Origin of the sequence: Vreelandella titanicae, assembly GCF_014697095.1 — a bacterium.
GTDB classification, from domain to species: domain Bacteria; phylum Pseudomonadota; class Gammaproteobacteria; order Pseudomonadales; family Halomonadaceae; genus Vreelandella; species Vreelandella titanicae.
Genome location: NZ_CP059082.1, coordinates 3,100,892 through 3,121,997 on the forward strand (window position 1 = coordinate 3,100,892; position 21,106 = coordinate 3,121,997).

Below are 21,106 nucleotides of genomic sequence, written 5' to 3' on the forward strand. Positions count from 1 at the left end.
GAGATATAAGATGAGTTTGAATCCGAGAGACATTGTGGTGGTAGACGGTGTTCGTACCGCCATGGCGAAAGCCAAAAATGGTGCTTTTCGTAATGTTCGCGCAGAGAATCTCTCTGCTGCGGCTATGCAGGCGCTGTTTACCCGCAATCCTAATCTAGATCCTTCTGAAGTGGATGATGTGATCTGGGGCTGTGTGAACCAGACACTCGAGCAGTCGATGAACATTGCTCGTAATGCGGCGATTATGACCGGTATTCCGCGCTCGGTGCCCGCGCAAACCGTTAACCGTTTGTGTGGCTCTTCAATGACGGCGCTGCATATCGCCGCCGCCAATATCAAAGCGGGTATGGGCGACTTCTTTATCATTGGCGGCGTTGAGCACATGGAGCACGTACCCATGGCTCACGGCGTTGACGTTAACCCCGCCGCCAGCAAATACGCTGCTAAAGCGGCGATGATGATGGGCCTAACCGCGGAGCTGCTGGGTAAAATGCACGGCGTTTCTCGGGAAGATCAGGATAAATTCGGCGTACGCTCTCACCAGCGCGCCCAGGCGGCCATGGAGAAGGGCTACTTCGATAACGAAATTATCGGCGTCGAAGGCCACGATCAACGCGGCTTTAGAGTCATGGTTCAGCGTGATGAAGTGATTCGCGGTGACGCTAGCCTGGAGTCTATGGCGAATCTGAAGCCGGTGTTTGACCCGCGCAACGGTACGGTCACGGCGGGTACCTCCTCGGCGCTCTCCGTGGGTGCCTCGGCAATGGCAGTGATGAGCTACGAGCGAGCTCAAGCGCTGGGCTTAGAGCCTATTGCGAAGGTGCTCTCTACAGGCGTCGCGGGTTGTGATGCGTCGATCATGGGCTACGGCCCGGTACCCGCGTCTAAGAAAGCGCTGAAAATCGCCGGTCTTTCCGCGGCGGATATCCAAACCGTTGAACTCAACGAAGCCTTCGCGGCGCAGGGTATTCCGGTGCTGAAAGATCTTGGCTTCCTGGATGCGATGGACGACAAGGTTAACCTCAATGGCGGTGCAATCGCTCTGGGGCATCCGCTAGGCTGCTCGGGTTCACGTATCTGCACAACGCTGTTGAACGTTATGCAGCAGCGCGATACCACCCTGGGCTTGGCAACCATGTGTATTGGTATGGGGCAAGGTGTAGCGACGGTGTTTGAACGCTTGAAATAATCACCTAGCTTTTTATTGCTTTAAATCGGCAATCGGCATTGCAAAACGGCACCGCGATGAACTGACCCCATAAACTTGGACAGTGAAAAACTAAGCAGCCAAGGCCTGATTTCGGTACTGCACCGGACTCAGGCCTTTTAATTTGGTCTTAATCCGCTCGTGATTGTAGTAATGGATATAGTGCCGAATGCCCGCCTGTAATTGCTCAATGGTGTCAAAGCGGTTCAGGTAAAAATATTCTGACTTCAGCGTACCAAAGAAGCTCTCCATTGCGGCATTATCCAGGCAATTGCCTTTACGTGACATGCTCTGAATCACGCCATGCTCGCTGAGCTTACGCCGGTAAGCTGACATCTGATATTGCCAGCCTTGATCAGAATGCAGTAAAGGCGCGTCTTGGTCGGCCAACTTAGCCAAGGCTTTCTTGAGCATCCCCCCTACCAGCGAGTACTGCGGCTGTTTCTGCATTGAGTAGGACACGATTTCCCCGTTGTAGAGATCCATCACAGGCGACAAGTACAGCTTTTCGCCTCGGATATTAAACTCCGTGACGTCGGTTACCCACTTTTGGTTGGGTCGTTCAGCATGAAACTGGCGGGCAAGAAGATTGGGAACACTGGCCTGTTGTCCACGATAGGAGCGGTATTTCTTCGGGCGTACCAGCGACTTCAAGCCTAGATGCTGCATTAGGCGCTGGACTGTCTTATGGTTGACCTGCTCGCCCGACTGACGCAACGCTGCTGTGATTCGGCGATAACCGTAGCGGCCTTTGTGATGCTCGTAGAGGACGTGAATGCGTCGCTTCAGACCAGCATGCCGATCTTCCAACTGCTGAGCCCTTGCCTGATAATAGAACGTACTACGCGACAATTCTGCTACTTTTAGCAGCACCGCCAAAGGGTGGCCTTGCTTCAGCTCAAGGACTATCTGCGCTTTTTCTGCGCGGCTTGTTCTTTTGCCTGACGCAAGGCCCTCAACTTTTTTAGGTAGGCCACCTCAGCACGCAAGTACTCATTCTCTTGGAGCAGCTGCTCCAGCGAGCTCTTATCCGTCAGTGGAAGTGGGGGCTTTGGGGGCTCTGTTGTAGGCATCTTCGTCGGACGTCCTCGGGCTTTAGGCTCCAACGCTTGGAAGCCTCCTTCATGATACTGGCTTTCCCACTGCCGTACGACGCTCGTACCACCTCGAATATCGAACAGAGTCGTCGCTTGTAAGGCTGATAGCTCCTCTTGCCTCATCTGTTGCAACACCGCTAATTTGAACTCAGCGCTGTAGTGGGTAAACTTTTTCTGCAAGCCACTTAGACCATGCTGTTCAAAGTGTTTAACCCAACGCCTGACGGTTGTAGGGCCAAGACCGTACTGTCTGGCCAGACTCTTGTAACCCTGCTGTCCTTCTGCGTAGCGTTGCACTACTAGTAACTTGAACGCTTCATTATGTTTCGTCATGAAAAACACCCCAATCGTTGGATGAGCGTCCAACTTTTGGGGGGCAGTTCATTGCGAGGTGCCGTTTTTATTTGCAAAGCTCCTATTCAGAAAATGCTATTCGGCTTGAAAAGCCGTGCGGTGGAAATCCGCCGCGGCTTGGACTTCCGCAATGCCGCAGTTATCGGGCACAGGCACGGTGTTGCCCGCTAATACTGCAAGTACGGCTCTAGTGCCGTTGGACAGTGACTCCAGGTTGTAGCCGCCCTCTAATACGAACACCAAACGGCCATCGCAGTGTTGTTCGGCCAGTTGTTGCATGAAACCGGTCAGTGCGCCAAAACCTTCATAGGAAACGTTTAAGGCCAAATCGTGCCAGTGGGGGTCAAATCCTGCCGAGACTAAAATGATGTCGGGCTTAAACCACGCTGCGGCCGGGGCAAGAATATCGCGAAACGCCTTGAGGTACGCTTCGTCGCCAGCGCCAGCCGGTAACGGAACATTAATCGTGGTGCCTTCAGCTAAACCGGCGCCCACTTCTTCCAGATGGCCTGAGCCGGGATAGAAGGGTGCTGCGCGGTGAATATCGAAAAACATTACGTCCGGTTCTGCCCAGAAAATATCCTGGGTGCCGTTACCGTGATGGGCATCCCAATCAACAATCAGCACTCTTTCGCAACCCAGTGCGCTGCGCGCATGGGCTGCGGCGACTGCCACATTGTTGAATAAACAAAATCCGCGGGCGCGAACGGGCTCTGCGTGGTGTCCAGGCGGGCGCACAAGTGCAAAGGCGCTTTTAGCGCGCTTCTCCATTACGGCTTCTACTGCGGCAATGGCCGTTCCGGCGGCGACTTCGGCGGCATCTACGCTTCCCGGTGAGACCGCTGTGGTATCCACATCCAGCCAGGCATTTTTCCCGCGTAGGCTAAAAATATCGCTTAGATAGGAAGTGGTATGCACTCTGGCGAGTTGATCATGGGTGGCTGCTTTGCCACCTTCAATGTGTAGGCCCGCAATGGGCGCTTTCTCAAGCAGGTGCTGAATAGCTTTCAAGCGGCCGGGGTGCTCGGGGTATTTCCATGGCACAGGAAGCCCTGCAAGCAGATGTCGAATGCGCTTATCGATTCGTTGCGGTAGAAAGTCGGCGTCAATATTGGGCTCGTGAGCGAGCACCCGATCATCATAGAAAGCAATGACTTTATGCATAATGGCTACCTAATGTGCGTGCGATAGGTCACAGCAGTAAATTCCAGCAAGTTACTGCAGCCCTTTAATCGCACAATGGGCACGAAATGCTTATCTACAGTAAGGCAGGCTAGTCGAGGTTATACAATATCACTCTCAAACGATGCCGCTCTCAGACAATGCCACTCTCAACACTAAACGCTAGGGTCATGCTGAGCTCTTCTACCTGATCTGCAAATGAGGGCTGCCACTCGCCGCGTAAAATGAGCGGTGCCTGTACCCATCGCCAGCGTAAGCCAGTGGTGATGCTCTCTACTGCTCGTTGGGTGCCCGTGCCATCGTGCCCCGCGCGAATATAGAGCGCGCAGGGTAATCCCTGTTTCTTTTCAATGACAGGATAGTAGCTGCGATCAAAAAAATCCTTGAGCGCACCGCTCATATAGCCCAGGTTTTCCGTGGTGCCGAGCAGAATCGCATCGCAGGCCAGCACGTCGTCTGGGCCTGCTTCCAGGGGCGCTTTTACCACGCAGTGCATCTGTTCAAGGTCGGGATGGCTAGCTCCCTGGAAGGCCGCATCGCGCAGTAGGCGCGTATTTGCCGAAGGGGCATGGGCAACAATTAATAGCTGTTTTTTGAACTCAGATGTCATGGCAGTAGCCTAAATCAGCAGTGAAAATGTAAAGGTTTGCGACTAGTACTGAAAATGCCACACTGCTTTAGTGACGTTAACTAGAGAGGCTATATGCCCAAGAATACCTCTATCAATGTCTTTTACGATGCGCAGTGCCCGCTGTGTCGTAAAGAGCGGCGTCGCTATGAGCGCTGGTCGGGGCGGCATGCCGCTGATATCGCGTGGCTTGATGTGAGTGAACATCATCAGGTGCTACAGCAAAAGGGCGTCGATCCCGACATGGCGCTGCGCTCTCTGCATATCGAAACGGCATCTGGGCAATTGGTGGAGGGGATCGATGCTTACCGTTTATTAATGAAGCGTATCCCCTTGTTGGCGCCAACTGCCTGGATCATTGGTCTCCCAGGCATTAAATCGGGCTTGCGGTCGCTTTATGATGTCTGGGTGAAGCGCCGCCTGAAGAAACAAGGCCGGTGGAATTGCTAGACTGTGTACGAAAGACACACCCGATAAACCAAGGAGAGAAGCATGGCATTTGCACTTTCATCAATGAAGGTTACCAGCTTGGCATTTGCTGACCATCAAGCGATCCCTGCTAAGCACACAGGGGAGGGCGAAGATGTTTCGCCAGCGCTTGCTTGGCAAGACGCTCCCGAGGGAACCCAAGGGTTTGCAGTGATCTGTCATGACCCGGACGCGCCGTTGGTCAAAGACGGTAGCTATGGCTTTGTCCACTGGGTGCTCTATAACCTACCCGGCGATATTCAGGAATTAACTGAAAAGACGGCGGCGGGCACCGTCGGCGCAAATGATAAAGGTGGTACTGGCTATTGTGGCCCGATGCCGCCAGAAGGGCACGGCAAGCATCTTTATTATTTCTGGGTGCTGGCGCTGGATCATCAAACCTCGCTCCCTGAAGGGCTCACGCTGGCTGAACTGCTCAAAGAAGTAGAGCCTCACCTGCTGGGAATGAACCGTTTGGTGGGTACTTACCAGCGCGATTGATCTAGCCTTTGGCTGGACATTTTGCGTAACCCGTGTAGGCTCCATCGCTTTCTAACTGTGGTGATGGAGCCGTCTGATGAGTGACCTGCCTAACTGTCCTGCCTGTGCCTCTGAGTTTAGCTACGATGATGGTCTTCAATATGTCTGCCCAGAGTGCGGCCATGAGTGGTCAAAAGTGGCAGAAGAAGAGGGCGCTGATGACGCTTCAGGCGTGCGCGATGCCAACGGCAATATGCTAGCCGACGGTGATAGCGTAACGGTGATCAAGGACTTGAAGGTTAAGGGCAGTTCACTGGTGGTTAAAGTGGGCACTAAAGTGAAAAGCATTCGCTTAGTTGAAGGCGACCACGATATCGACTGTAAAATTGACGGTATCGGCCCGATGAAGCTTAAATCCGAATTTGTTAAGAAAGCCTAGCGTTAAAACCGATCATTAAAAAAATAGCCCCCTGGCGTTGGCCAGGGGGCTATTGATTTATCTAGCCTAACGTTTATTACGCAGTCGTATTAATCTGCGTACCTACGCTGCCGCTGGTAGCCAACTGTGGATCTAAAGCAACGCTATCCATCAGGGCGGTGATTTGCGCTGCCTGGCCGTCTAATGCCTCTTTAAAAACACCGAACTGAGCCTGTTGGATCGCTTGCGCCTGCCTCATATCCAGCGTTGCATTTACCATGTTGTTAACTGCTACATCCATAGTCTGCCTCCTACAAATATTGGGATGCCTCATACAGTAGGGGCATCTAATACGTTCTGACGCTATCAGAATCGGCTACTCAATGCAAAGCAGCAGATACAGAAGTAATAGCTTTTCTAAATGATAATGATTGTTGTTTTTGATGCTATCAGCGCCGAACGTGCCGATATTTTGCGTAAATTGCTATCCATTTTGCTCAGGGGCTTCACATCAAATTTATACAGGACTAAAATGGTACTCAATTGACGTGGCGACCATTTGATTTGCTGCGTACTGATGACATAAAGGGAGTCGACATGCTTAAGCTTTCTCGGCTGACAGACTATGCCGCGGTGGTCATGGCGCAAATTGCCCGCCATTCCCAGGCGTCGCATGCAGCGGCAGAGTTAGCAGAGGCCGTGCAGTTGCCCCATCCGACGGTGAGTAAAACGCTCAAAATGCTAGTGCGGGCAGGGCTGCTGGTTTCTCAGCGTGGCGCCCAAGGCGGTTACCGCCTGGCCCGGCCTGCATCGCAGATTACTGCCGCCGATATTATTGCGGCGATTGAAGGCCCCGTCGCCATGACCGAGTGCAGCCAAGCAGAAGGCGATTGTGAGCTTGTGGCTACCTGCGGTGTGGCAGACAACTGGCAGCGGGTTTCCTTGGCCATGCGTACTCTGCTAGAGAGCGTGACCCTGGCGCATCTGGCTGATACAGCGCCGATTAAGCTGCCAGTACAACTGCCTATTCAAACGATCAGCCTGTCGGCGGCGTCGGCCTAACGGCGGCGCGAGTACAGCAGGCCTAATTTATTATTTAAAGGCGATGACCTCGCCACCCAACTGCCCGGAGGGTATCACCATGGCAAGCGAAGAAATGGAACAGTTGGTTCGTCGCGAATACAAAGATGGCTTTGTAACCGATATTGAGAGCGACACCCTGCCACCTGGCCTGGATGAAAACACCATCGCCTTTATCTCCAAAAAGAAGGGCGAGCCGGAGTGGATGCTGGAGTGGCGTCTGGATGCCTACCGCCAGTGGCTGAAGATGGAAGCCCCTTCCTGGGCGCATCTAGACTATCCGCCGATTGATTACCAATCGATCTCCTATTTCAGTGCGCCGAAACGCCCGGAAGACCGCCCGCAAAGCCTGGATGAAGTGGATCCCAAACTGCTGGAAACCTATGAGAAACTGGGTATTCCGTTGCACGAACGCGCCGCGCTGGCAGGTGTTGCCGTCGATGCGGTGTTTGACTCCGTTTCGGTCGCCACCACCTTCAAAAAGCAGCTTGGCGAAGCAGGGGTTATTTTCTGCTCTATCTCTGAAGCTATCCGTGACTACCCAGAGCTGATCAAGCAGTATTTGGGCACCGTGGTTCCCGTGGCGGACAACTACTTTGCGGCGCTGAACTCAGCGGTGTTTACCGATGGCTCCTTTGTGTTTGTGCCAGAAGGCGTGACTTGCCCGATGGAGCTGTCTACGTACTTCCGCATTAACGCGGCCAACACTGGCCAGTTTGAGCGCACGCTGATTATTTGCGAAAGCCGTGCCCAGGTCTCTTACCTGGAAGGCTGTACGGCTCCAATGCGCGATGAGAACCAGCTGCACGCCGCGGTGGTCGAGCTTGTCGCTCTGGACGACGCCTATATCAAATACTCCACCGTGCAGAACTGGTACCCCGGTGATGAAAATGGCGTAGGCGGTATCTATAACTTCGTCACCAAGCGCGGTGACTGCCGTGGTGACCGTTCACGGATTAGCTGGACGCAGGTAGAAACCGGCTCGGCGATTACCTGGAAATACCCCTCCTGCGTACTGCGCGGCAAAGACAGCATAGGCGAGTTCTACTCTGTCGCGGTCACGAACGGCCGTCAGCAGGCCGATACCGGCACCAAAATGATTCACATCGGTGAAGGCACGCGTTCCTATATCGTGGCTAAAGGTATCTCAGCGGGCAGGAGTGACCAATCCTATCGCGGCCTGGTGAAAATTGGCCCGCGGGCCAAAGGGGCGCGTAACTTTACCCAGTGTGACTCTCTGCTGATTGGCGATAAGTGCGGCGCGCACACTTTTCCTTATCAGGAAATTGGCAATAGTACCGCGACCATTGAGCACGAAGCGACCACCTCGAAAATCGGTGAAGACCAGCTGTTCTACTGCCAGAGCCGCGGTATTTCTGAAGAAGACGCGGTCAGCATGATCGTTAACGGTTTCTGCAAGGATGTCTTCCAGGAACTGCCGATGGAGTTTGCCGTTGAAGCCGAAGCACTGCTCAACGTCACCCTGGAAGGCGCGGTAGGTTAATCGCTGGTTGTCCAGTTCACCCAATTTTATCAGTGTCGCCGTGGCGACTCGCCAGAATCAGAAGGTATTCAATATGTTGCAAGTGAAAGATTTACACGTCACCGTCGAAGGCAATGAAATCCTCAAAGGCCTCACCCTGACCATCAATGCGGGTGAAGTGCACGCCATCATGGGGCCGAACGGCGCGGGTAAATCGACGCTATCCGCGGTGATTGCCGGTAAAGATGGCTATGAAGTCACCCAGGGCACGGTTACCTTCGATGGCAAGGATGTGCTCGAAATGGAAATTGAAGAGCGCGCCCAGGCTGGCTTGCTGTTGGGTTTCCAGTACCCGGTCGAGATTCCAGGGGTTAAAAACATTTACCTGCTGAAGTCTGCGCTTAATGCCCAGCGCGTAGCCCGCGGCGAAGGCGAAATGCCGGCGCCAGAGTTTATGAAGCTGGTGAAAGAGAAGCTTGGTTACATGAAAATGGACGCTAGCTTCCTACAGCGTGCCGTGAACGAAGGCTTCTCTGGCGGTGAGAAAAAACGCAACGAGATCCTGCAAATGCTGGTGCTTCAGCCGAAGCTTGCGATGCTCGATGAGATCGATTCCGGCCTGGATATCGACGCCATGAAAGTGGTCGCCGATGGTGTCAACAGCCTGCGCGCTGAAGACCGCGCCATTCTACTGGTCACCCACTACCAGCGTCTGCTGGATTACATCGTGCCAGACCAGGTTCACGTCTTGGTCGATGGCCGTATTGTCAAAACCGGTGATGCCGAGCTGGCCAAACAGCTGGAAGCCAATGGGTACGAAGGTATCGAGGAGTCTGTGGCATGAGCGATACGCAAACCTTTTTAGACACGCTGAAGGCGCGCAGCTCGAACTACACAGCGGAACCGACCTGGATTGCTGCTCGTCGCCAGGCGGGTGCTGCACGTTTTGAGGCGCTGGGTTTTCCTACGCGTCGCGATGAAGAGTGGAAGTACACCGACGTACGTTCGATTGCCCAGGGCAACTTTGCGATAGCTGACAACGCTGAGTTCTCTCCGGCCACCGCTGCGGCGCTAACGCTGCCGATTGATGCCTACCGGCTGACCTTCGTGGATGGTGTTTTCTCATCGGCGCTCTCTGATTTGGATTCACTGCCGTCAAGCGTTCAGGTGTTACCGCTTTCCAAGGCGCTCGCAGAGAACCATGAAGCCGTGGGTGGCCCGCTTGGGCGCTTAATCGGGGTGGATTTTTCGCCCTTTGCTGCCTTAAACACGGCGTTTATGGAAGAGGGCGCAGTGGTTCGCATTGCACCGGGAACAGTGGTTGAGAAACCCATCCTGTTGCAGTTTTTGTCCCGTGCTGGTCAGCCGGTAATGTGCCACCCGCGGGTGCTAGTGGAAGCGGGAGGCCGCAGTGAGGCCACGCTGATCGAGCATTACACCGGCGAAAGCGAAGCGGCTAACTTCACCAATGTGGTTGGCGAGCTGATGCTTGACCGTGGCGCGATCCTGGCCCACTACAAGCTGCAAGAAGCGCCGCTGGGTGATTTGCACGTGGCGAGCATTCACGTAGAGCAGGGCCGCGATACGCGCTATACCTCCTATAACCTGAGCCTGGGCGGTGCGCTGGTGCGCAACGATCTGATCAGTGACTTGAACGGCCAGGGCGCTGAAACCAACTTCCTGGGTCTGTTCTTTGGTCAGGGTCGCCAACACGTCGACAACCATACCAAGGTCAACCACAATGCGCCGCTGACGTTCTCCAATGAGAACTACAAGGGCATTCTGGATGATCGCGCCCACGGGGTGTTTAACGGCAAGGTCTACGTCAAGCGCGATAGCCAGAAGATCGAAGGTTTTCAGAGTAACCAAAACCTACTGCTATCGGATCGTGCCCACATTGATGCCAAGCCTGAGCTTGAAATCTACGCCGATGACGTTAAGTGCTCACACGGCACGACTACAGGCCAGCTAGACGAAGAGGCGATTTATGCGCTGCGTACCCGCGGTATCGATGAAGCCACCGCTCGCGGTCTGCTAACGCTCGCTTTCGCTGGCGAGGTGTTGGACAAAGTCACCCTGGATGCGATTGCCGAGCGCGTTGAGTTAGCGGTCGCCGGTAAGCTGCCAGAGCGCTTCAACCTTGCCGGGCTTGTCGAAGCGGCGGTTTCACTTAACGACTAGCGCCACTACCCAATCAGGAGCGTCTGATGCCACATTCCGTTATTGAGCCAACGTCTAGCCCTTCTCAAACAGGCACTGTGCAAACAAGCCCTGCGCAAGCGACCTTTGATGTTATGCGCCTGCGCCAGGACTTTCCGGTGCTGGCCCGTGAGGTGCACGGCAAGCCGCTGATCTATTTAGATAATGCGGCCACTAGCCAAACGCCTCAGCAGGTGATTGACGTGTTTAGCGATTACTACTCGCGCTATAATGCCAATATTCACCGCGGGCTGCATACTCTCGCCGATGAGGCGACGGCGGCGTTTGAAGGCACGCGCCACTGGGTTAAGGCGTTCCTTAATGCGGAAGATGCGCGTCAGATCATCTTTACCCGTGGCACCACGGAAGCGATTAATCTGGTCGTGCATAGCTGGGGGCGTGCAAATCTTGCGCCTGGCGATGAGGTGTTGATTTCGATGTTGGAGCACCACTCCAATATTGTTCCCTGGCAGCTGTTGGCCGCCGAGATTGGTTTTACCATTAAGGTGATTCCCGTTGAGGCCAACGGCGCGCTGGATATGGCTACCTATCGCTCGCTGCTGAGTGAGCGCACTAAGCTGGTGGCGGTGAACCATGTCTCTAATGCCCTGGGAACCATTAACCCGGTGCAAGAGATGGCAACCCTTGCCCATCAGCAGGGTGCGCTGATTCTGATTGATGGTGCTCAGGCAGCACCTCACCAAGTGGTCGATGTGCAGGCAATCGATGCTGACTTCTATGCCTTCTCTGGCCACAAAGTGTATGGGCCGACAGGCGTTGGCGTGCTCTACGGCAAGCAGGCGCTGCTTGAAGCGATGCCGCCCTGGCAGGGGGGCGGGGAGATGATCAGCACGGTCTCCTTTGATGTGGGTACCACTTTTGCCGCTATTCCGCATAAGTTTGAAGCGGGCACGCCCGCTGTTGCGGAGGTCATTGCCCTGGGTCGAGCGCTTGAGTGGATGGAGAGCATTGGCATAGATGCCATCGGCGCCTGGGAAGGCCAACTGCTCGATCACGCTACCCAGGCGGTCGGTCAAATCGATGGTCTACGTATTTTAGGCACTGCGCCGGATAAAGCGGCCGTTCTTTCCTTTATTGTGGAAGGGGCGCATTCGCAAGATATCGGCCTGCTGATCGATCAGCTCGGCGTCGCTATTCGTACCGGCCACCATTGCGCACAGCCCTTGTTGCATCATTTTGGGGTCGACGCGACGTGCCGTGCTTCATTTGCGGCGTATAATACCCTCGATGAAGTGGATCGCTTTGTAGAAGCACTCCAACGTGTCATTGGTATGGTGCGTTAAGGTCGATTCTTTAGGAATCGTCATTTAAGGACAGTTATGGATCTTGAGCAAGTTGCCAGCCTCGAACGTGGCCAACAGTTACCGCTCCAGCGCGATGTGGAAGCCATTGCCATTCCGTTTGGCAGTACGGAAACACTGGCTGAAGATAGCGTTGTTAGCGTTATGCAGGCGAAAGGCAGTACGGTAAGCGTCGGTTTTGAGGGGCGCCTCTATTTGATTGAGGGGCAAAACCTGGATGCCCTGGGGCTTGAGTCGCTCCCGCGTCCTACGCTGCCCGAAACGGCTACCGAGGAAGAGATTGAGCAGTTCGTGTGGGATCAACTGCGCACCTGCTTTGACCCGGAGATACCGGTCAATATCGTTGACTTAGGGCTTGTCTACGGCTGCCGTATCGAGCGCCTTATCAGTGGTGAGCGTATGGTAACTATCCGCATGACGCTGACCGCCCCTGGGTGTGGGATGGGCGATGTAATCGCGGCGGATGCGCGCAATAAGATCCTCGGTGCGCCGCAGATCAGCAAGGTTCACACCGAAATAGTCTTCAGCCCGCCCTGGAGCCGTGACATGATGAGTGACGAGGCCAAGCTTGAACTCGGCATGTTCTAACCCCGGCTGGGGAGCTGGATGCATAACCTTTTGTTGAAATGGCTAAAGCGTTTATTAATGTCGCTAGGAGCACTGTCGCTGCTGGCGACATTGCTGTTTATAGGCGGCAATTTTTGGGTGCTCGCGACGACCGCCGCTTACATTGAGCGTCAGCCGCAGCAGTGTCGTCCAGCAGGGGTGGGGATTGTCTTCGGTACGTCTCACTGGACGCGTAGTGGGGTGAGAAACCCGCACTTCCATGCGCGCATGCGAACCGCTGCTACTTTAATTGAGCAGGCTCAGGTCGAGCATCTTTTGCTCTCTGGGGATAATCGTACCCAGGCGTATAACGAGCCGCGCGCAATGTGGCGCGAGCTGTATCGACGCGGTGTCGCGTCTGAACAGCTGACCATGGATTTTGCTGGTTTTAGCACCTACGACACGCTAGCGCGTGCCCGAGACGTTTTTCAGCTGGATAAAGCCCTGCTGATCACCCAGAGCTGGCATCTTCCCCGCGCGGTATTTATTGGTCGTGCGCTAGGTATCGATGTCACTGGCTGTGTGGCGGATGATCCTACCGTAGCAGTGGGGTGGCGTTTAAAGCTGCGCGAGTGGGCAGCACGCGTAGCCACCCTGGGTGATCTCTATGTATGGGGGAGGGAGCCCTATTTTCTCGGTACGCCTGAGCCCATCGAATTACCCAGGCGGACGCCCATAGACCTTATTCTGCCATCACTAAACGAGCGCTTTAGCCCTCCATAGCTCTTTTATTAGCCCTTGCCATAGATAGTTTCAAGCCCCTAGCAGCGTGTCTATAGGGCGTTAGCGGTGGGTTTTGCGCTTTTGCAGCGCATACAGCTCGCGGATAAGCTTACGGCACCCCTGCATGCACTCTTCTACCACCGGTTCAATCGGATCGGGTAACGGGTGGGTATACAGCGAGGAGAGCGCCTGCATTAATACACGCTCTTGCTCCAATAGCTCATTGATGAGTACTTGGCTATCGTTGCCGACAAAGCTTTTTAGACGGCTCCACAGCCATAAAAAATCATCGCGCTCAACGTCTGCATCCCGGGGCAGCATTTTTAAATGCGCACGGGCCAGATCCTGCAGCTGGCGCATCTGCTTGAGCCGCGCAGCATAATGCGGCTTTAAAGCGTCACGCAGCGACGGGCGCAGGCGTTCAATATTGTCTTGGAAATAATCAATGCTATCGGCCAGCGCTTCCAATACGCTGTCCATCGCCACTTGGCGATTATCGAGAAACATGAGCGTCTACCTCCTTCGGTGACGCAGATTGTGGGGGTGACAGCGACTATTTGCCACCCCCGAAACGGATTATTTTAATATTTTGCCTTAGCCTTTAGGCTTGGGCGGTGCTTTACGGGCTGGTGAAGCGTTTCTTTCAATGTGCTCAATGATCATTCCCGCAATATCTTTGCCGGTGGCGTTCTCAATGCCCTGCAAACCAGGCGAAGAGTTAACCTCCATAATCACCGGGCCGTGATTGGAGCGTAGCAAATCGACACCGGCAACGCGCAGGCCCATGGCTTTGGCTGCACGGATCGCCGTTGAACGTTCTTCAGGGGTGATGCGGATCACGGTGGCGGTGCCGCCGCGGTGTAGATTCGAGCGAAACTCACCGTCCGCCGCCTGGCGCTTCATTGAAGCGACCACTTTATCGCCAATCACGAAGCAGCGAATATCGGCGCCACGCGCCTCTTTGATGTACTCCTGCACCATGATATTGGCTTTCATGCCCATGAACGCTTGAATGACGGATTCAGCGGCCTGATTGGTTTCCGCCAATACCACACCAATCCCCTGGGTGCCTTCGAGCAGCTTAATGACCAGCGGCGCACCTTTGACCATGGTGATCAGGTCGGGAATGTCATCGGGGGAGTGGGCAAAGCCGGTAATTGGCAGCCCCAACCCCTTACGCGACAGCAGTTGCAGTGAGCGTAATTTATCCCGCGAACGGGTAATCGAGACGTTATCGTTGATAACGTAGGTGCCCATCATTTCAAACTGGCGCAGCACCGCACAGCCGTAAAAGGTGACCGATGAACCAATGCGCGGGATCACCGCATCGAAAGGCTCAATCTCTTGGCCTTTATAGTGGATCGAAGGGTGGTGCGAGGTAATGCTCATATAGCAACGCAGCGTGTCCACCACGCGGGCGGTATGCCCACGCTGCTCTGCGGCTTCAACCAGGCGGCGGGTAGAGTACAAATTGCGATTGCGTGACAGCAGAGCGATATGCATGTAGGAGACTCCGAGCTGAGATTGAAGCGACTAATAAGGGGTTAAGGCTCACCGTGCAAGAATGCGGCACCGGGGGCCACCAGGAGGCGGCGCATGGCGCTACGGCCTAGTAGCATCGGGTGGCGCATATTGCTGCGGTCAGTAAGGGTCAGTTCAATGGGGAAATTCAAGTCGCCCATCTGCATCGGGGTACGTATAACATAGCGCCACTCGCTATGACCGTTGGAACTGGTGACCCGGCGTCGATCATGCAGGTGCAATCGGAAGCGATGCGCTGGCGTGTCTGGCCCTCCGCTATGGGTGATAAAGCTAACCCACAGTTGACCATGGTCATCTTCATCGGTCTCTATCTCTTCTGCATGCAGAGCAGATGTTCGCGCGCCAGTGTCAGCTTTACAGCATAGGTGAAGCCCTAGTTCAGGTAGCGTCACCATCTCGCGGCGGCCAATGACCGCTTTGGCCTGATAGGGTAATTCCTTCACGGCTCACTCCTTGCAATTAAAAGTGACATCGGATCAAGCGTTCCTCTGTGACATCATCAGTGTCAAACGGCGTTGGGTTGCGGAGCCAGCAGGCGCATCCCGCAGTGCCATCATGACCGGTAAGCGTAGTCGTGGTATTAACGCAATATCACGCACTACGGCGGCAAAATCGCTACGCTCATCTTCTGCTAAGCGTTGCAGAAAAAGTGGCAGGCGCTGCGCGTCTTCAAGATAGCCCCAGCCGCGCCCGGCTATTGCCGCGAGCACATCCGGCCCACAGGCCGCTGAGTTGTTAAGTAAGGCCGTGTACCAATTACCCACCTCTGATGCATCCGTATTGCCCACTGCGCGCAGACAGGCACACAGCGTTTCGATGTCGCCCGCTTGTGCAGCGGCTTCGCCACGACGCTGCAGTGCCGCGACTAACGCCTGTGGCAATGGCTGGTGCTCTAAACAGTAGCACAAGGAGTGGATAACGGCGGTAGGCAGTTCAGGCAACCGCTGCGCGAGCGATTCAGCGTCAAGTGTTTCCATTCTCACGACGTAATCGGCAATCCCTTGTAACCCCAATGCCTGCCAATCGATCGCTTGCTGGCCGCTCAAGTAGGCATCAACCGGCTCAAAATGCTGGCTGGCGGGTAGCCCACGCGCATGGGTGGCGCGTGCATTGAGCATGGCTTGGAAGGTGACGTTAGGCGTGAAGGCGAGGGGATTATCCTTCATTAAGTGATCCACGTCCGCTGTTTCTTCACGACCCACGTTAGAAACCGCGCGCCCCAGTGTTTCCAGCAGCCGGTTTAAAAACGCATCGCGCTGGGCGGGGGCAATCATTCCCTGCTCGTCCAGTGGCAAGGCTAAGAACCAAATAGCCGGTTCGGGCATATCGCCAAGGCGAAACACAATGGCTAAGCGCGCTTGGCCTTGCCAGGGTTCTGGCCAGGCCATTTCGCCACCTTCAAAGGCGGCAAGTGACTCCCGCGGGCAGGAGACGACATGGCGCCCCATATGGTAAAGGGAAACCTCGCCACCGCTGCGGGTAAAAAACTCATCAAGGGTTTGAATTGGTTGCATGACATCCTTCCGCGTTGCAAGCCTGCACTCTACCTTGCTGATGTGACACTGTCAGCCGCAGAGACTGATAAAACATGGTGTTAATGACAGTGCCTTAAGGCATTAGCATTAATGACAATGCGGTTAAAAATTAATCAACTGTGCGAAAGCCCCATGAGAGCAAGCGTTGCGACACCTTTCCATAGTTTATCCACAGGCTCGTGCAGGTTTTCTGTGAGTCTATGGATAACTTCCCGCAAGCGTTGATAGGTGGCAAGGCACTCGCTGAGTGGGGATAATGGGCAGACGACACACTTTTCATTTTCCGAGGTAGTGACACACGTCTTTATGAGTACTTATCAACCGCTGCAGACAGCACTTCTAGAGCTTGAGGCGTCGATGAAAGCCGCCGATCTATGGCGCATGCCAACACCCGATGCAGAGGCGTTTGCCAGCCAGCAGCCATTTTGCATCGACACGATGTCGCTGCCTCAATGGGTACGCTTTGTGTTTATTGCCCGCTTGAACGCTTTGATGGATGCCCGTGCAGCCATGCCCGCAAAGTGCGAGGTGGCTCCCGCCGTGGCGGCCTATTTACAGCAGGAGAAAACACCCGCCCACCACCAGCTGCTCATCGTGCGGGCGGTAGAGAAGGTCGACCAGATCGTCACTGAAAGCGCTTAAAGCGGCATGCTACTAAACGCACAAAGCCCACCGTGAGGCAGGCTTTGTGGATAACATCCGCTAGCGGTTTTGCAAGTGGCTTAGAAGCGGTAACTGAGGCCTGCCATGACCACGAGAGGATCGATCTCAACGGTACCTGCCGCCGCACCGTTAACGCTCGCATCGGTATCGATATCGATGTACCAAGCAGCGGCGTTCAGCGCCCAATGGTCATCAACTAATAGATCAACACCTACCTGGCCTGCCGCTCCCCAGGAGTCATCCAGGTCTAAATCACCAATCGTCAGCTCCTCATCGGAGAAAAAGGTGTAGTTAATACCGGCGCCGACATAGGGCTGTACGCGTGACTGAGTGCCGCCCAGCGGGTAGTACTGCAGTGTTAGGGTCGGCGGCAGGTGCTTGGTTGAGGCAATGTTATCGCCGTTTAAATGGATGTCGTGTTCAAACGGCAGCGCCGCCAGTAGTTCCACGCCGACTTTATCGTGGAAGCGATAGCCCAAGGTGAACGCGAAATCGGTTTTATCCTGTACATCCACTGATAGCGCACCGTTGGCCAGTGAGCCGTTGTCGCTGGTGGGGGCGACTTTGGCCACACCCACGCGGGTGAAGAAATCGCCAGCGCCGTAGGCGAATGCCTGGCTGCTGGTCATCATTGCCGCAGCGGCAACAGTGGTGACGAATAATGTAGGCAGGGCGGCTTTACGCATGGGATCACTCCAGGTGTTAACGCAGATAGTAAGATTAGACGGCTTTCCGATAGCCGCTTAACGATGAAACCAGTGTAACGAGACCCAGGGAGTGGATTATTGATCCAGGGCAAGAGTTATTAGACATGGGGGGGTTAGGGGGAGGGGCGGCTGGAGAGACCTAATTCAGAAGCGGGCTGCTAGCCATTTGGCTTGCCCATTTGTATGGATGCATGCGCAGTGATATGAAGTATTTTTAGTCTGTAATGCGTGTTTTTCTGATACGCTCAGCAAGAGGTATGATCAAATATTGCCAGAATATTGTTTATAAAAATAAATTAAAACAGCGAGTTGTAAAACATCTGCTCGTGTTTATAGGCAATGCGAAAAGATGGTCAGGAATGAGCATGCGCATTTTTCTAGCGAGCATTTGAATGGGAGTTGGTAATTTGCCCATTACTATTAACACATTGGAGTTTTTTTATGGTGTTACGCTTTCTAGGAAAATACGTATGCGCAGAAATAAACTGCTATGCAATACGAGGCAAGAAATGAAGAAAGGAGTGTTGACATTTTTCTGCGGGAAAATGGGGGCAGGGAAAACTACAAAGTCTCTTGAAGTTTCCCAAGAACGAAACGCCGTACTGCTTTCAGAAGACGAGTGGCTTGCGTCGGTTTATCCCGATAGCATTAAGACACTGGAAGATTACGTAAAATATGCTGGACGGCTCAAGCCTCAAATGAAGAAGCTGGCTCAGTCGATCTTGGCGTCAGGCACTAATGTGGTAATGGACTTTCCTGCAAATACGATTCCGCAACGAAAATGGCTTAGAAGTGTCTTTTCAGAGATTCAGGCTCCCCATGAGCTAATTTACATTGACCAGCCAAATGATACCTGCTTAGAGCAGATAGCCAAAAGGCGTGCAGAACAACCGCAGAGAGCGGCAACGGATACTGAAGAGATGTTTGAGCAGATTACAAAGTACTTTGTTGCGCCCACACCTGATGAAGGGTTTAACATAACTGTAATTTCGGCAAATGGATAATAGCCGCAGGTACAGCGACTGCTTGTACGTTGCGGCTGCGCCTTTATTACAAAGCCGCGCACGTTGCAGCGTTATGTCATTTTGGTGAATTATGAAACTTGATTTGTTCGTACTACGGTGCAGCGATTTGCGGGCCAGCAAGCAGTTCTATGAGCAGCTCGGTTTCAGCTTCGTGGAAGAGCAGCATGGCTGTGGGCCAGTGCATTACTCGTCAGAAAATGCGGGGTTTGTATTCGAGTTGTATCCATTGGTTAGCAGCGAATCAGTAGACAACACGCGACTAGGATTTTCAGTGGAAGGTCTGGGCAATATCATCCCTGACTTAGAATTAGTGGACCAGTATAAGTTTGGCGGAAAGCATGTTTATGTCGTCCAAGATCCTGATGGCAGAAAGGTTGAGCTTAGTGAGCAGAAACCATAACAAGCGGCATCACGGTGAGCGCTTTTCCGCTGCTCCAAAGCGCAGCTTGTACCGGGAGTTATAACGTCATTGCTACCGTTTGAGATCGTGGTAGAAATTTTCGTGTGAGCCCAAGACCATCAGTTCAAGGACAAGAGCACCATCATCAAAACTGTAGCCGAGCAGAGTCAGTTGCTCGTTCATTTTGAACTGATGGACTCTAGCGCAAACGCTAAGAAGCTTGTTGCCGCCTGAAACAGCCCATTTAGGCCGTGCACCGGATGCCAACCCCTTCGCTGCGTTTGCCCACGCTGATGGCTGTCTTGAGCTGCTTTAAAGAGGAATAATTGCAATGAGCAACAGTATTGAAAACTCAGACCAGTTGGCTGAGGCCAACCAAAAAATTGTTTCAGAAGGTCAGGTTCTTCCTTCTGTTCGACTTAAAGATGGTAGCAAGGTACAGACGGGCACTGTCGCAACCATGCTCCACAACATTAATCTATACAATTCAGGCGAGCGCGGGCAAGTAGAGAAAGAGCTTGAGCTGGCGGTGCCGACACTGATCAAGGTAGGACTGTTTGAACTATTTGCGCCTGATGATTGGATAAACGGCTCTAATCCTGGGCGTCGTTTCGTAGGCGAGCTTGCAAAAGGCTACTTGTCAGAAGCAAGAGGCTAAAGCAATGTACGCAACAAGCTTGGGATTAAGGCGTTACGTGGAGAGAAGGTGTTGAACCATAGCGAACACTCGTCTTTTAGAGAAAAGCTCGTTGAGCATCTTTTCATTGGCGAACTGCTAAAGCTTTCCTGGAAGGAATTTGGCTGCACGCTAGAGGTGGCGAGTCCAGAAGTTGATAACGCTGGCTATGATCTAATAGCGGAAGATAATGGGGTCGTGAGGCATATACAGCTTAAAGCTTCATACGTTGGCGGCAAAACAGCCAGCCAGAAAGTTCATACGAGGCTTTCCGAAAAGCCCTCTGGGTGTGTTATTTGGATTTATTTCAACGAAGATACCTTGGAGCTGGGGCCATTCCTCTTCTTTGGCTCTCTTCCAGGCGAGAAATTGCCTAGCCTTGACGGGCTTAAGGTTGCAAAACATACCAAGGGCGACCAGGGCGGATTTAAAGCCGAACGCCCTAATATAAGGGTTTTGCCAAAAGGTTGGTTTAAAAATTTCAGTTCTATCGATGAGGTCTATGAGGCCTTATTTGGGGCAACATGTTACAAGGCCGCTACCACGAAACCGGGAGAAAAGGCTCAATGAGTATCAGGGCCATACACGCGAAAGACGTATTCTGACGATGTTATGCGCAACGTTCGTCTTGACGTACGTACCCAAAGGCGTACATTGTTAGAAAATTGAATGAGCAAGAGGGCGTCATGACCGGAATCACAGCAACTGAGGCGCGCAGCAATCTTTATCGGTTGATCGACGAAACTGCCGAGTCTCACCAGCCCATCGTCATCATGGGCAAGCGGAACAAAGCTGTCTTGGTATCCGAGGAAGACTGGTCGGCGATTCAGGAAACACTTTACCTGCTCTCCGTGCCAGGTATGCGGGAGTCTATTCGTGAGGGGATGAACACCCCCCTAGATGAATGCGGTGAGGAGCTGGACTGGTGACATGGAAGTTGGTTTACACCAAACAAGCCCAAAAAGATGCGAAGAAACTGGCCTCCAGCGGCCTCAAGCCAAAAGCCCAGGATTTACTGGTACTGATTGCAGAAGACCCCTACCGTAAGCCGCCTCCGTTTGAGAAGCTCATTGGTGATCTTGCTGGCGCCTACTCACGCCGGATCAATATCCAGCATCGCCTAGTCTACCAAGTGCTTGAGGACGAGCGAGTGGTAAAAGTTCTTCGGCTCTGGAGCCACTACGAATAATGCATCACCAGCCGCTATTGCCAAAAAAACCGTTCGTTAGATAAAAAAAGCCACTAACGAGTAGTGGCTAACTATTGATTACTGAGACAGTCTGGGAGGAGGGCGAGCGAGCTCAATGAGTC

General features: G+C 53.6%; 27 protein-coding genes and 1 pseudogene. 18 read left to right on the forward strand and 10 right to left on the reverse strand.

The window, feature by feature from the left end; all coding sequences use genetic code 11:
* The first annotated feature begins 10 nt into the window (after nucleotides 1-10).
* Nucleotides 11-1,189: an acetyl-CoA C-acyltransferase FadA gene (fadA, locus tag HZS52_RS14205; protein ID WP_009288645.1), complete on the forward strand. Its 1,179-nt coding sequence runs from the start codon at nucleotides 11-13 to the stop codon at nucleotides 1,187-1,189.
* A 90-nt stretch (nucleotides 1,190-1,279) separates the two neighbouring features.
* Here the strand turns inward: fadA and HZS52_RS14210 are convergent.
* The 3 genes from HZS52_RS14210 to HZS52_RS14220 form a co-directional block, all read right to left on the reverse strand.
* Nucleotides 1,280-2,637, reverse strand: a protein-coding gene (locus tag HZS52_RS14210) for an IS3 family transposase (protein WP_223827930.1) whose coding sequence is annotated in 2 segments (ribosomal slippage) — nucleotides 1,280-2,155 and nucleotides 2,158-2,637 — 1,356 coding nt in all. Because the reading frame shifts where the segments join, the coding sequence is not laid out codon by codon here.
* A gap of 96 nt (nucleotides 2,638-2,733) precedes the next feature.
* The gene (locus HZS52_RS14215; RefSeq protein ID WP_190373012.1) at nucleotides 2,734-3,822 is read right to left on the reverse strand and encodes a histone deacetylase family protein; all 1,089 of its coding nucleotides are present in this window, start codon (nucleotides 3,820-3,822) and stop codon (nucleotides 2,734-2,736) included.
* A 151-nt stretch (nucleotides 3,823-3,973) separates the two neighbouring features.
* Complete coding sequence (locus HZS52_RS14220; protein ID WP_190373013.1) at nucleotides 3,974-4,450, reverse strand: flavodoxin family protein; 477 nt, start codon at nucleotides 4,448-4,450, stop codon at nucleotides 3,974-3,976.
* Nucleotides 4,451-4,543: 93 nt separating this feature from the next.
* On the opposite strand from HZS52_RS14220, the gene HZS52_RS14225 reads away from it, so the two are divergent.
* The 3 genes from HZS52_RS14225 (at nucleotide 4,544) to HZS52_RS14235 (ending at nucleotide 5,855) form a co-directional block, all read left to right on the forward strand.
* On the forward strand, nucleotides 4,544-4,918 hold the full coding sequence (locus HZS52_RS14225; RefSeq protein WP_190373014.1) for a thiol-disulfide oxidoreductase DCC family protein: 375 nt from the start codon (nucleotides 4,544-4,546) through the stop codon (nucleotides 4,916-4,918).
* Nucleotides 4,919-4,960: 42 nt separating this feature from the next.
* The gene (locus tag HZS52_RS14230) at nucleotides 4,961-5,437 is read left to right on the forward strand and encodes a YbhB/YbcL family Raf kinase inhibitor-like protein (protein ID WP_190373015.1); all 477 of its coding nucleotides are present in this window, start codon (nucleotides 4,961-4,963) and stop codon (nucleotides 5,435-5,437) included.
* 76 nt (nucleotides 5,438-5,513) lie between these two features.
* Nucleotides 5,514-5,855: a zinc ribbon domain-containing protein YjdM gene (locus tag HZS52_RS14235; protein ID WP_022522972.1), complete on the forward strand. Its 342-nt coding sequence runs from the start codon at nucleotides 5,514-5,516 to the stop codon at nucleotides 5,853-5,855.
* Nucleotides 5,856-5,931: 76 nt separating this feature from the next.
* On the opposite strand, the gene HZS52_RS14240 is transcribed toward HZS52_RS14235, so the two are convergent.
* A complete protein-coding gene (locus HZS52_RS14240) occupies nucleotides 5,932-6,135 on the reverse strand; it encodes a putative motility protein (RefSeq protein WP_022522973.1) in 204 nt (67 codons plus the stop codon).
* 296 nt (nucleotides 6,136-6,431) lie between these two features.
* Here HZS52_RS14240 and HZS52_RS14245 point away from each other — a divergent pair, with 296 nt between their 5' ends.
* The 7 genes from HZS52_RS14245 to HZS52_RS14275 all read left to right on the forward strand — a co-directional run bounded on the left by HZS52_RS14245 (nucleotide 6,432) and on the right by HZS52_RS14275 (nucleotide 13,247).
* The gene (locus HZS52_RS14245) at nucleotides 6,432-6,896 is read left to right on the forward strand and encodes an SUF system Fe-S cluster assembly regulator (RefSeq protein ID WP_022522974.1); all 465 of its coding nucleotides are present in this window, start codon (nucleotides 6,432-6,434) and stop codon (nucleotides 6,894-6,896) included.
* A 79-nt stretch (nucleotides 6,897-6,975) separates the two neighbouring features.
* The gene (gene sufB, locus HZS52_RS14250) at nucleotides 6,976-8,418 is read left to right on the forward strand and encodes a Fe-S cluster assembly protein SufB (RefSeq protein WP_022522975.1); all 1,443 of its coding nucleotides are present in this window, start codon (nucleotides 6,976-6,978) and stop codon (nucleotides 8,416-8,418) included.
* Nucleotides 8,419-8,491: 73 nt separating this feature from the next.
* Nucleotides 8,492-9,241 carry a Fe-S cluster assembly ATPase SufC gene (gene sufC / locus HZS52_RS14255; RefSeq protein WP_027958666.1) on the forward strand — a complete coding sequence of 250 codons (750 nt, stop codon included), beginning with the start codon at nucleotides 8,492-8,494 and terminating at the stop codon, nucleotides 9,239-9,241.
* Nucleotides 9,238-10,578 (forward strand): Fe-S cluster assembly protein SufD, encoded by a 1,341-nt coding sequence (sufD, locus tag HZS52_RS14260; protein WP_009287116.1) that lies wholly within the window; start codon nucleotides 9,238-9,240, stop codon nucleotides 10,576-10,578. The genes sufC and sufD overlap by 4 nt, the downstream gene beginning before the upstream one ends.
* 26 nt (nucleotides 10,579-10,604) lie before the next feature.
* Nucleotides 10,605-11,900: a cysteine desulfurase gene (locus HZS52_RS14265; RefSeq protein WP_190373016.1), complete on the forward strand. Its 1,296-nt coding sequence runs from the start codon at nucleotides 10,605-10,607 to the stop codon at nucleotides 11,898-11,900.
* Nucleotides 11,901-11,936: 36 nt separating this feature from the next.
* A complete protein-coding gene (sufT, locus tag HZS52_RS14270; protein ID WP_009287114.1) occupies nucleotides 11,937-12,506 on the forward strand; it encodes a putative Fe-S cluster assembly protein SufT in 570 nt (189 codons plus the stop codon).
* Nucleotides 12,507-12,524: 18 nt separating this feature from the next.
* Nucleotides 12,525-13,247 carry a SanA/YdcF family protein gene (locus HZS52_RS14275; protein ID WP_190373017.1) on the forward strand — a complete coding sequence of 241 codons (723 nt, stop codon included), beginning with the start codon at nucleotides 12,525-12,527 and terminating at the stop codon, nucleotides 13,245-13,247.
* 60 nt (nucleotides 13,248-13,307) lie between these two features.
* Here HZS52_RS14275 and HZS52_RS14280 read toward each other — a convergent pair whose 3' ends face one another.
* The 4 genes from HZS52_RS14280 to HZS52_RS14295 form a co-directional block, all read right to left on the reverse strand.
* Nucleotides 13,308-13,754 carry a hypothetical protein gene (locus HZS52_RS14280; protein ID WP_009287112.1) on the reverse strand — a complete coding sequence of 149 codons (447 nt, stop codon included), beginning with the start codon at nucleotides 13,752-13,754 and terminating at the stop codon, nucleotides 13,308-13,310.
* Between the two features lie 87 nt (nucleotides 13,755-13,841).
* The gene (gene rimK, locus HZS52_RS14285; protein WP_009287111.1) at nucleotides 13,842-14,750 is read right to left on the reverse strand and encodes a 30S ribosomal protein S6--L-glutamate ligase; all 909 of its coding nucleotides are present in this window, start codon (nucleotides 14,748-14,750) and stop codon (nucleotides 13,842-13,844) included.
* Nucleotides 14,751-14,791: 41 nt separating this feature from the next.
* Nucleotides 14,792-15,232: an ATP-dependent zinc protease family protein gene (locus HZS52_RS14290; RefSeq protein ID WP_009287110.1), complete on the reverse strand. Its 441-nt coding sequence runs from the start codon at nucleotides 15,230-15,232 to the stop codon at nucleotides 14,792-14,794.
* A 33-nt stretch (nucleotides 15,233-15,265) separates the two neighbouring features.
* Nucleotides 15,266-16,303: a DUF3549 family protein gene (locus HZS52_RS14295; protein WP_009287109.1), complete on the reverse strand. Its 1,038-nt coding sequence runs from the start codon at nucleotides 16,301-16,303 to the stop codon at nucleotides 15,266-15,268.
* Nucleotides 16,304-16,630: 327 nt separating this feature from the next.
* On the opposite strand from HZS52_RS14295, the gene HZS52_RS14300 reads away from it, so the two are divergent.
* Nucleotides 16,631-16,966, forward strand: a complete 336-nt coding sequence (locus HZS52_RS14300; protein ID WP_027958669.1) for a YqcC family protein — start codon at nucleotides 16,631-16,633, stop codon at nucleotides 16,964-16,966.
* Nucleotides 16,967-17,046: 80 nt separating this feature from the next.
* On the opposite strand, the gene HZS52_RS14305 is transcribed toward HZS52_RS14300, so the two are convergent.
* Nucleotides 17,047-17,673, reverse strand: a complete 627-nt coding sequence (locus tag HZS52_RS14305; RefSeq protein WP_009287107.1) for an OmpW/AlkL family protein — start codon at nucleotides 17,671-17,673, stop codon at nucleotides 17,047-17,049.
* A 491-nt stretch (nucleotides 17,674-18,164) separates the two neighbouring features.
* Between HZS52_RS14305 and HZS52_RS14310 the strand changes: the two genes are divergently transcribed.
* Both HZS52_RS14310 and HZS52_RS14315 read left to right on the forward strand, forming a co-directional pair.
* Nucleotides 18,165-18,698 (forward strand): P-loop nucleotide/nucleoside kinase family protein, encoded by a 534-nt coding sequence (locus HZS52_RS14310; protein ID WP_223827931.1) that lies wholly within the window; start codon nucleotides 18,165-18,167, stop codon nucleotides 18,696-18,698.
* A gap of 91 nt (nucleotides 18,699-18,789) precedes the next feature.
* Nucleotides 18,790-19,119 carry a VOC family protein gene (locus tag HZS52_RS14315; RefSeq protein ID WP_035538312.1) on the forward strand — a complete coding sequence of 110 codons (330 nt, stop codon included), beginning with the start codon at nucleotides 18,790-18,792 and terminating at the stop codon, nucleotides 19,117-19,119.
* Nucleotides 19,120-19,191: 72 nt separating this feature from the next.
* Here HZS52_RS14315 and HZS52_RS14320 read toward each other — a convergent pair.
* A pseudogene (locus tag HZS52_RS14320) lies at nucleotides 19,192-19,320 on the reverse strand (type II toxin-antitoxin system RelE/ParE family toxin); the annotation flags it as partial.
* 130 nt (nucleotides 19,321-19,450) lie between these two features.
* Between HZS52_RS14320 and HZS52_RS14325 the strand changes: the two are divergent.
* The 4 genes from HZS52_RS14325 to HZS52_RS14340 all read left to right on the forward strand — a co-directional run bounded on the left by HZS52_RS14325 (nucleotide 19,451) and on the right by HZS52_RS14340 (nucleotide 20,984).
* Nucleotides 19,451-19,777 (forward strand): DUF7709 family protein, encoded by a 327-nt coding sequence (locus HZS52_RS14325; protein ID WP_027958672.1) that lies wholly within the window; start codon nucleotides 19,451-19,453, stop codon nucleotides 19,775-19,777.
* A gap of 48 nt (nucleotides 19,778-19,825) precedes the next feature.
* Complete coding sequence (locus HZS52_RS14330; RefSeq protein WP_190373018.1) at nucleotides 19,826-20,365, forward strand: PDDEXK-like family protein; 540 nt, start codon at nucleotides 19,826-19,828, stop codon at nucleotides 20,363-20,365.
* Nucleotides 20,366-20,481: 116 nt separating this feature from the next.
* Nucleotides 20,482-20,724 carry a type II toxin-antitoxin system Phd/YefM family antitoxin gene (locus HZS52_RS14335; RefSeq protein ID WP_138800842.1) on the forward strand — a complete coding sequence of 81 codons (243 nt, stop codon included), beginning with the start codon at nucleotides 20,482-20,484 and terminating at the stop codon, nucleotides 20,722-20,724.
* A complete protein-coding gene (locus HZS52_RS14340) occupies nucleotides 20,721-20,984 on the forward strand; it encodes a Txe/YoeB family addiction module toxin (protein WP_039859212.1) in 264 nt (87 codons plus the stop codon). Before HZS52_RS14335 ends, HZS52_RS14340 begins: the two co-directional genes overlap by 4 nt.
* Nucleotides 20,985-21,106: the final 122 nt, after the last annotated feature.